9 protein-coding genes are annotated in these 8178 nt (G+C 66.8%); 3 read left to right on the top strand and 6 right to left on the bottom strand.

The features are described 5' to 3' along the window. Positions 1 to 267: 267 nt before the first annotated feature. Complete coding sequence (locus tag O0J15_RS14445; RefSeq protein ID WP_308305852.1) at positions 268 to 2379, top strand: TonB-dependent receptor; 2112 nt, start codon at positions 268 to 270, stop codon at positions 2377 to 2379. A gap of 46 nt (positions 2380 to 2425) precedes the next feature. Here the strand turns inward: O0J15_RS14445 and O0J15_RS14440 are convergent, their stop codons facing one another. The 3 genes from O0J15_RS14440 to O0J15_RS14430 form a co-directional block, all read right to left on the bottom strand. Further along, a complete protein-coding gene (locus O0J15_RS14440) occupies positions 2426 to 2944 on the bottom strand; it encodes a hypothetical protein (protein ID WP_164144608.1) in 519 nt (172 codons plus the stop codon). 224 nt (positions 2945 to 3168) lie between these two features. Further along, positions 3169 to 3549, bottom strand: coding sequence for a VOC family protein (locus O0J15_RS14435; protein ID WP_308305851.1), 381 nt, complete (start codon positions 3547 to 3549; stop codon positions 3169 to 3171). A 44-nt stretch (positions 3550 to 3593) separates the two neighbouring features. After that, positions 3594 to 4175 carry a TetR/AcrR family transcriptional regulator gene (locus tag O0J15_RS14430; protein WP_206621508.1) on the bottom strand — a complete coding sequence of 194 codons (582 nt, stop codon included), beginning with the start codon at positions 4173 to 4175 and terminating at the stop codon, positions 3594 to 3596. Between the two features lie 69 nt (positions 4176 to 4244). On the opposite strand from O0J15_RS14430, the gene O0J15_RS14425 reads away from it, so the two are divergent. Next, on the top strand, positions 4245 to 4790 hold the full coding sequence (locus tag O0J15_RS14425) for a thioesterase family protein (protein WP_019660345.1): 546 nt from the start codon (positions 4245 to 4247) through the stop codon (positions 4788 to 4790). Between the two features lie 89 nt (positions 4791 to 4879). On the opposite strand, the gene O0J15_RS14420 is transcribed toward O0J15_RS14425, so the two are convergent. Both O0J15_RS14420 and O0J15_RS14415 read right to left on the bottom strand, forming a co-directional pair. Then, the gene (locus O0J15_RS14420; RefSeq protein WP_227844497.1) at positions 4880 to 5611 is read right to left on the bottom strand and encodes an SGNH/GDSL hydrolase family protein; all 732 of its coding nucleotides are present in this window, start codon (positions 5609 to 5611) and stop codon (positions 4880 to 4882) included. Between the two features lie 146 nt (positions 5612 to 5757). Next, positions 5758 to 6723 carry a DUF2268 domain-containing putative Zn-dependent protease gene (locus O0J15_RS14415; RefSeq protein ID WP_308305850.1) on the bottom strand — a complete coding sequence of 322 codons (966 nt, stop codon included), beginning with the start codon at positions 6721 to 6723 and terminating at the stop codon, positions 5758 to 5760. Positions 6724 to 6861: 138 nt separating this feature from the next. Here O0J15_RS14415 and O0J15_RS14410 point away from each other — a divergent pair, with 138 nt between their 5' ends. Next, on the top strand, positions 6862 to 7845 hold the full coding sequence (locus O0J15_RS14410; protein WP_010480506.1) for a hypothetical protein: 984 nt from the start codon (positions 6862 to 6864) through the stop codon (positions 7843 to 7845). A 10-nt stretch (positions 7846 to 7855) separates the two neighbouring features. Here O0J15_RS14410 and O0J15_RS14405 read toward each other — a convergent pair whose 3' ends face one another. Then, positions 7856 to 8176 carry a hypothetical protein gene (locus O0J15_RS14405; protein WP_308305849.1) on the bottom strand — a complete coding sequence of 107 codons (321 nt, stop codon included), beginning with the start codon at positions 8174 to 8176 and terminating at the stop codon, positions 7856 to 7858. Positions 8177 to 8178 lie beyond the last annotated feature (2 nt).

The following is an 8178-nucleotide window of genomic DNA, read 5'->3' as shown; positions in this document are numbered from 1 at the left end:
TCGTCTGTCGGCTGCTATCCGCAGATATCATGTTGACGGTCCCTCCACCCTGGCTCCTACATACCGCGTAGGAGCCGTGAGGAACATACAAGCCCATGCTCGGCTGCTCTTCGTGGCGATCGCAGAGACCCCCCGCTGCGCGCGATAGCCGAGCGTGGGCTCGGCTCTACGGGGCCACCACAGGTGGCCATACGCAGGTGGAGGGTGGCGTGGGGGTCATCGACCTGTTAACTTGCGCGCCACTTTCGTGGTTTACAGCATTTCCGCATGTCGCCCTCGTCGTACCGCCCCACCCCGTCGCAGTTGTTGCTGGCCGTTTCCCTCGGCCTTTCCTCCACCGCCGCCGCAGCCCCGCAGGCCACCACGCTGGATGCTGTGCAGGTCTCCGCTGCTGCCGATGCCAGCGCGCAGGCGCGCGAGGCGCTGAAGCGCGTACCCGGCGCCGGCAACGTCATCGACGTGGCCAAGGCCGATAGCCGCCTGTCCTCCAGCGCGGATGTGCTGGCCTACCAGCCGGGCATCAGTGCGCAGTCGCCGGGCAATGAGGGCACCAAGATCTCGATCCGCGGTTCGGGCATCAACCGTGGCCCGGGTGCGCATGCGTCTGGTATTGCAGTTTCGATCGACGGGCTGCCGCTGACCGGACCGGGCGGCACGCCCTACGAGCTGCTCGAACCGCTGTGGCTTTCACGCGTGGAAGTGCTCCGCGGCGCCAACGGCTTCGAACGCGGCGCGCTCGCGCTGGGCGGCGCCATCGACTACGTCAGCCGCAGCGGACGTGATTCGGCGGGCGTGCAGCTGCACTACGAAGCCGGCAGCCGTGGCTACCAGAAGCGCGGCATCAGTTGGGGCGGCGCCAGTGGTGATGTCGACTACTTCCTGGCTTACACCGATACCGAGTTCGATGGTTATCAGCGCCATGCGCGCGGCGACGGCAAGGGCGCGATGGCCAACATCGGCTGGCAGATCACGCCCGACCTGCAGACACGTTTCTTCGTGCGCTACCGCGAAACCAATCACGAAACGCCGGGTCGCTTGACCCGCGATCAGATCCGCAACGATCCGCATGCGGCAAACGCGGCCAACCTGGCCATCGATGCGCGCCGCCCGCAGCCGGGCAGCACCTGGGTGGCCAATGTCACCACGCTGCAGATCGACGAGGATTCTTCGCTGCAGGCCGGGCTGGTCTACCACACGTACCCGATGGACTTGAACGAGAGCCTGTACCGCCAGCAGCTGGACTACGCCAACCTCAACGCCACGCTGGACTACCACCACCGCCACCGGCTGTTCGGCCTGGACAGCCAAACCACGATCGGTCTGCGCGTCACCCACGATCTGGACGCCGATGTGCGCGAGTCGCTGCGCTTTGCCAGCAACGGCTATGCCGCCGGTACGCGCACGCGTGACTTCCGCCACCACGGCACCGACAGCACGCTGCACGTCGGCAATACCCTCACCTTCAACGACCGCCTGCGCATGCAGACCGGGCTGGCACTGATCAGCACCCGCCGCGACGTGCAGGTGACCTGGCCGAGCAGCGGAGGCCGCCTGCGCGACCACGACTGGGACTACGCGCCGCGACTGGGCTTCACCTGGCAGCACAGCGCGCAGACGCAGTGGTTCGGCAACCTCAGCCGTTCGGTGGAGGCGCCGCACCCGTGGTCGATGATCTGGGGCTCGAACCAGTACTTCGGGCCGGGCAATGGCCCGCCTACCGGCCGCCAGCGCGCGCCGGCGCCGATGCAGAACCAGACCGCCACCACGCTGGAACTGGGCGCGCGCGGTGACGCGGCGCTGGGTCGCTGGGAGCTGACCGGCTACTACGCCCACGTGAACCATGAATTGTTGAGCGTGGAGCTGCAGCCGGTACCGAACCTGTTCATCGCAGAGAACAACGCCAGCCCCACCGTGCACCGTGGCATCGAAGCCGGATTGGACAGCACACTGTGGCAGGCCGCGCCGGGGCGCCTGTCGTTGCGCCAGGCGTACACCTTCAGTGATTTCGGTTACCGCCACGATGCGCGTTTCGGCAGCAGCCGCCTGCCCGGCCTGCCGCAGCACGCCTATCAGGCCGAGCTGCGCTTCGATCACGCCTCCGGCCTGTACGCTACGCTCAATACCGAATACGCCTCGCGTATCGCCGTGGACTACGCCAACAGCTACTGGGCTGACAGCCACGTGATCTTCGGCAGCCGCATCGGCTACGAGGCACCCGGTGGTCGCTGGCAGGCCTGGGCGGAGATGCGCAACATCGGCAACCGCCACTACGCGGCCACGGTCACGCCGGGCTACGACGACGCCGGCAAGGATGTCGCGCGCTCGACGCCAGGCGAAGGCCGTGGCGTCTATGCGGGCGTGCGCTGGCGCTTTGACTGATGGCCGCAGGCGGCGCCGGGTCTGACCCGGCGCCGTCGTTCCAGGGTCAGCCGATACGCCAGGCCGGCAGGCGTTCGCTGCGCTTCCAGATGGAAGGCGCGAAACCAATCAACACCAGCGCCGCCAGCCACTTCGGTGAGGTAGTGAGCAGTGTCGAGGTGAGCGAGCCACCGACGGGGGCGGCCATTTCCTGCCACGGGTTGTAGCCCAGGTAGACGACGCTGCCAGCCCACCACAACAACGCCAGGCCGATGCCCACCAGCAACAGAGCCAGCGTGCGGCAGGTCCAGCGCTGCGACGTGCTGCCCCATTCCCGCGACGCTGCGATCAGCAGACCCACCACCAGCAGCGACACTAATGCAACCAGCCCGATATCGACTTTGGGCCCGATGCGTTCATAGCTGCAGGCGCGGCATTGCGCCTCTTCCGTGGCAGTGGCGGCTTCGGCGCCATCGGCCTGCCCGGCTGCGGGCTGCGCCAGCGCTGCAAACGGCATCAGTATCGCCAGCAGCGTCACCATGATCCAACGAAACAACGTCCTGTTCCTGCGTGCAGCGACATCCATGCGCTTGTCCTTGTCAGGGTTGGTTGAAGCCGGGCCACGTTCCGAGGCCCCCGGCGGATAATAGCGCAGAGTCGGGCAGGATCGAAAACTGCGCGTGCCTCTACGGCTTGGGGAGTACCAGGGGCGGACGGGCGCTGGCCGATCGCCGGCCTGGTATGGGCCATGACGCGCTACGGCATGCGATTGGCAACTTCAGCGGGCTGGCGCCGGAATGCCCGGCTGCTTCACGCCGGCCGCGCCTTGGTCACCGCCTCGATGCGATGGCCCTCGGGGTCGACCACGAACGCCGCATAGTAGGAGTCACCGTAATCGGGGCGCAGTCCGGGCGCACCGTTGTCAGTGCCACCGTTGGCCATGGCTGCTGCGTGGAACGCATCCACGGCCGCTGCGGACACCGCAGCGAACGCCACGTGGAAACCGGGGCCCGGCGCTGCTGCGTCATCACGCAGCTTCAGGCACAACGCGTCCTCATCTTCGACCACCCCGTAGCCGATCGCGGTCTCGTCCTCGAAAACCCGGCGAAACCCCAGTGTGGCGAGTGCGGCATCGTAAAAGCGGCCTGCGGCGTCGAGGTCACGGACGCCGAGGGAAAGGTGGTGCAACATGCAGACATCCTTGCCGGGCACGCAGTCGTGCGTTCGGGTGCATTCTAGCGCTCAGGTGGCGCGGCGGCCTTCAGCAACTGCGCTGCGACCTGGTCGAACGGGGCGATGTCCTGCAGTGCGCGGCACATCGCCACGGCGCCTTCCACGCTGGCGATCACCAGGCTGGCCAACCCATCCGCCACAGCAGGTTGGTGGCCGTCGGCAATGAAGGCTGCGGCCAGATGCCCCTGCCAACGTGCGAACACTTCAGCAGCTGCTGCACGGGGCTGGCTCGGCACTGCCTCCACCGGCTCCTCCACGGCAGCGGCCAGTACCGGACAGCCCGCCCGGAACCCGGAGCGCAGCAGGCGCTCGCGCCACATCGCCAGGAACTGCTGCAGGCCCTGCACGGCTCCGCCTTTCAACAGTTCAACGAGAAGCGCCTCCACCTTGTCGCCAGCCATGTAGGTGGCGCGCGCCAGAAGCTCCTGCTTGCCGCCAGGAAAATGGTGGTAGGTGGAGCCCAACGGCGCCTCGGCCAGCTTGGTCACCTCACGGATGCTGGTGGCATTGAGGCCTACCCGCGCCAGCATCAGTGCTGCGGCATCAATCACCCGTTGCGGGGCATCAGAGGGTCGTGGACTCACGGCGATCGCCTTGCTAAGACAGTCGTCATAGATTAGCGTACCGGCCGTTCTATAACAGTCGTCATAGCCATGAATCTCTGGTTCCGCCTGCTCCATCTACTGCTTTGCAGCCTGTTCCGGCCCAAGCTGGAGGCCCCGTTCGGGGTCTCACGGCTGCAGTTCCGGGTACTGCCCAACGACCTGGACAGCAACCTGCACATGACCAACGGCCGCTACTGGAACATCTTCGATCTGGGCCGGCTGGACCTGATCCTGCGCATGGGCCTGGGGCGGGTGGCGCTGCGCGAGAAGTGGGCGCCGATTGTTGGTGCCGGCACCATCCAGTTCCGCCGCGAACTCAAGCCGTTCCAGCGCTTTACCCTGGAAACGCGCCTGGTGGGCTGGGTCGGCTCGCGCGGCATCATGGAGCAGCGCGTGCTGATCGGGCCCGAGCAGAAGATCGCCACACGTGCGCTGCTGGTCACCGGCATCTACGACCGTCGCGCGCGCCAGTTCCTGGGCATGCCGAAGATGATGGAAGCCATCGGCGTGGTCGCCCCACCGTCGCCGTCGCTCAGTGCAGCCGCCGAGGCGCTGCTGGCGGCCGATGCGGCGTTGAAGCAGGACGATGCCTGAGGCACAGATGGGGGCGACCTGCATGGGGCGCTTTCCGCCGCGCCGCAGTAGGCTGATGCCCCAGTACAGGGCGGTAGATCCGCTGCTGATCAGTTTCGATACGTGGTGGTCGACAAGCCTGCCTGCCGCTGCGACCTCTGCTGCAGCGCGCGCTTGACTGCCGCTTCGGCCAGCGGCGCCATCACCGCATAGCCCTTCGCCGTAGGATGCACGCCATCCTCGGCCAGCTGCGGATCGAGCCCTCCGGCGGCATTGGCCATCGGCGTGTGGTAGTCCAGATAGACCAGCTGCTGTGCATCGGCATGGCGCTTCAACGCCGTGTTCAGCGCACGCACCTTGGGCGCAGGCGCGATCCCGGGCATCCATGGGTAATCGCTGACTGGCAGCACCGATGCCAGCACCACGGCGATGCCATGTGCACGCGCCAGGTCCACCATCGCGTGCAGGTTGTCTTCGATCATCGCCTGCGTGGATGGACCGGTGTTGCCTGCAATATCGTTGGTACCGGCCAGGATCACCACCACCTGTGGCTTCAGCGCCAGCACGTCTTGCGGGAAGCGCACCAGCATCTGTGCCGTGGTCTGGCCGCTGATACCGCGGTTGAGCCAGCCCTTGCCGGGGAAGAAAGCCGCGCTGCCTTCCCTGCCCCAGCCTTCGGTGATGGAGTCGCCGAAGAAGACCACGCGTGGCTGGCCCGGCGCCGCCGCGGGCAGTCGCGCGTTGGCATCACGATAGTGCTGCAGCTGCGGCCAATCAGCCAGGCGCTGCTGCATGAAACGAATCTCATCAGGGCGCAGCTGCTCTACGGGCTTGAGCAACATCGGATTGACCGCGCCCGTTTCAGCAGCCGCGGTCGGAACGGTCAAGCCAATGCTGAAGGCGATGGCCAACGTTCCGGCAAGCACTACAGGAATACGCATGGAGACTCTCCCGGTTCACGGTGGCAGTCTAGCGCCCCGGCCTGCAATCAGCGTGCTGCCGCGCGCGCTGCCACGCCGGTCACCTTGGCCGGCATCCACATGCCGGGCGTCCAGCCACTGGCAGCCAGGATCGCCTTGGGGTTGTCCTGCTGGATCAGCGCGCGCACCGCGTCACGCTTGTCCTTGGCCTGCAGGTAGTAGGCTTTGGCGATGCGGTAGCCCACCCAGTAGCCCAGGTCATAGGGCTCCTGCGAGCCCGGCTTGTAGTTGTACAGCCACGGCGACAGATCGGTGCTGTCCAGATCCAGCGCGAAGGCGCTTTCGATATGCACTTCCCGGCCACGGGTCCAGGCCGCGTGACGCCCATTGCCGACGTTGCCGGAAATCAGCTCGGCGATGAACTCGGCGATGCCTTCGCCCAACGACACGCGCAGCACCGTGGCATGCGGATCGCCCGGCTCGAAGTCGGTCAGGCCGGTCTGCTGGATGTGCACGTATTCGTGTGCGATCACATGCACGAAGCGGTCCTGCACATTGGGATTCATGAAATCGGCTGCGCACAGCGCTTCCAGGCCGATGATCACCCCGCTTTTCGAGGTCAGCCCGACCGGACGGCCACGGCCCACCGCGATGGTCACCGGCGGAAACGCGGCCTGTGGGTAGATCGCCTGCAGGTTGGAAAACACCTGCGTCAGGCGTTGCTTCACCGCTGGCAGTTCGGCCAGGCAGCTTCGTCCCTGCGCATACAGTTCCGGCTGCTTGGCGATGGACTCGGCAATGCGCTCGGGGGTGACCCGGCGCACCTTCGCCAGTTCGGCCAGGCCCGCCGAACCCTCGGCCAGGTATCCACGCAGCTGCGCAACGCTGGGCTTGCCGCCAGCGCTGTCATAAAGTGCATAGAAACGGCTGACATCCTCGGTGAGGATCTGCGGCCCTGCCGGTACCGCTGCGGTGGCCACGCCTACCGCCCCGGCACAGGCCAGGGCCAACAGGCCGCGCAGGATCATGAACATCGCTCCGTCCTTGGTGGAGTGCATGCGAAGCGCGCAATCTATCACTCCGCCCGGCCCACTGCAGCAGGCGGATGCGGGCGCACCGGCGCTGTGCCAGACTCGCTTCGGCACCTGCCATGGAAGATGGAGCACCGCACGATGATGATCGTTCCCGCGTACTGGGCCGAAGCCCGCCTGCAGGCCCGTTTCCGTGGCCGGCCGGTGGTGGTGCGCCGCTTCGGCTGGTCCGACGAAGGCCCTGCAGAGGCGCAGGTGCACGCCGACCGCCGCGCCAACGAAGCCCTCAATGCCATCCTCGCCGGGCAGGCGCTGCCGCGCCGCGAAGTGCGCAGCAACTACGGCGTGGAGGGCGTGCCGATCCGCGAGCAGATCGTGCAGCGCGACGGCGACGTCATCATCACCCGCAACAGCTATGGCGCACTGTGCCTCAACAGCCCGGACGTGCTGTTCGCCGACATCGACCATGCGCAGCCGCCAGCCGGCTGCGTGATGCCGGCCATTGTTGCGGCGGTCGTGCTGCTTGCCGGCGCCGTCACTGGCACGCTGCTGTGGCACTGGCTGGTGGGGCTGGTGCTGGGCGTGGCGGCGGTAGTTCTGGTCAATGCCGCATTGCTGTTGCGCCGCAGGCAGCGCCTGGCCGCCGCCGGGGGTGCCGAAGGGCTTGCGCTGCGGCGCGTGGAAGTCTTCAGCGAACAACACCCCGACTGGCATCTGCGCGCTTACCGCACGCCTGCGGGACTGCGCGTGCTGGCGATGCATGCCACCTTCTCGCCCGAGGACGAGCAGCTGCAGGCGTTCTTCAAGGCACTGGGCACCGACACCTTGTACGCGCGCATGTGCCGACTGCAGCACTGCTTCCGTGCGCGGCTGACACCGAAGCCGTGGCGCGTCGGCCTGCGTTATCGCATCCGCCCGCCGGTGGCCGCGTGGTCCGCCGAACAGGCCAACAACCCGGACCGTCTGGCCTGGATCGCCGAATACGAAAAGAAGAGCGCCGGCTTCGCGGCCTGCGCTTATCTACGCAGTTTCGGCGATACCACCCGGGTGCATGCCAAGGCAGAACATGTGCGCGACCTGCATGACCGGCTGTCGCGCGCGCAGGACCGCCTACCGCTGGCGTGAGGGCGGGTACTCAGTCCGCGCTCTGCACGAACGGCTGCCCTGCCAGGGTAGTGCCCAGCCGCACCGCGATCTGTTGACCGTCCTTTTCGAAGGTCGTCGCACATTGCTTTCCATCCTTCTGGCATCCGACCTCCGGAAAGCCCTCCAGCGATTCCGGCGCGCCCTGCACCGGCTTCACCTGCCATCCCGCAGCATCCAGCAGGCGCTTGGCCTTGGCGTAAGGCATGCCGGCGATGATCCCCAGCTGCGCCAGCTCGGTGGGCAGGGCTTGGGCGTGTATCGCAGACGCCTGCGCCACCATCAGTAATGCAGCAAGAACCACAACCTTCATCG

The organism is Stenotrophomonas sp. Sm10 (assembly GCF_030985515.1).
Classification (GTDB): Bacteria; Pseudomonadota; Gammaproteobacteria; order Xanthomonadales; family Xanthomonadaceae; genus Stenotrophomonas; species Stenotrophomonas hibiscicola.
The sequence above is the reverse complement of the archived record's forward strand: the minus strand, read 5'-3'. Positions and strand labels throughout refer to the sequence as shown.

Bases quoted from the DNA above. Each gene is read 5' to 3' on its own strand.
- O0J15_RS14415 (WP_308305850.1), bottom strand. From the start codon at position 6,723: ATGTTCATGATCCTGCGCGGCCTGTTGGCCCTGGCCTGTGCCGGGGCG.
- O0J15_RS14425 (WP_019660345.1), top strand. From the start codon at position 4,245: ATGAATCTCTGGTTCCGCCTGCTCCATCTACTGCTTTGCAGCCTGTTC.
- O0J15_RS14410 (WP_010480506.1), top strand. From the start codon at position 6,862: ATGATGATCGTTCCCGCGTACTGGGCCGAAGCCCGCCTGCAGGCCCGT.
- O0J15_RS14445 (WP_308305852.1), top strand. From the start codon at position 268: ATGTCGCCCTCGTCGTACCGCCCCACCCCGTCGCAGTTGTTGCTGGCC.
- O0J15_RS14420 (WP_227844497.1), bottom strand. From the start codon at position 5,611: ATGTTGCTCAAGCCCGTAGAGCAGCTGCGCCCTGATGAGATTCGTTTC.
- O0J15_RS14435 (WP_308305851.1), bottom strand. From the start codon at position 3,549: ATGTTGCACCACCTTTCCCTCGGCGTCCGTGACCTCGACGCCGCAGGC.
- O0J15_RS14440 (WP_164144608.1), bottom strand. From the start codon at position 2,944: ATGGATGTCGCTGCACGCAGGAACAGGACGTTGTTTCGTTGGATCATG.
- O0J15_RS14405 (WP_308305849.1), bottom strand. From the start codon at position 8,176: ATGAAGGTTGTGGTTCTTGCTGCATTACTGATGGTGGCGCAGGCGTCT.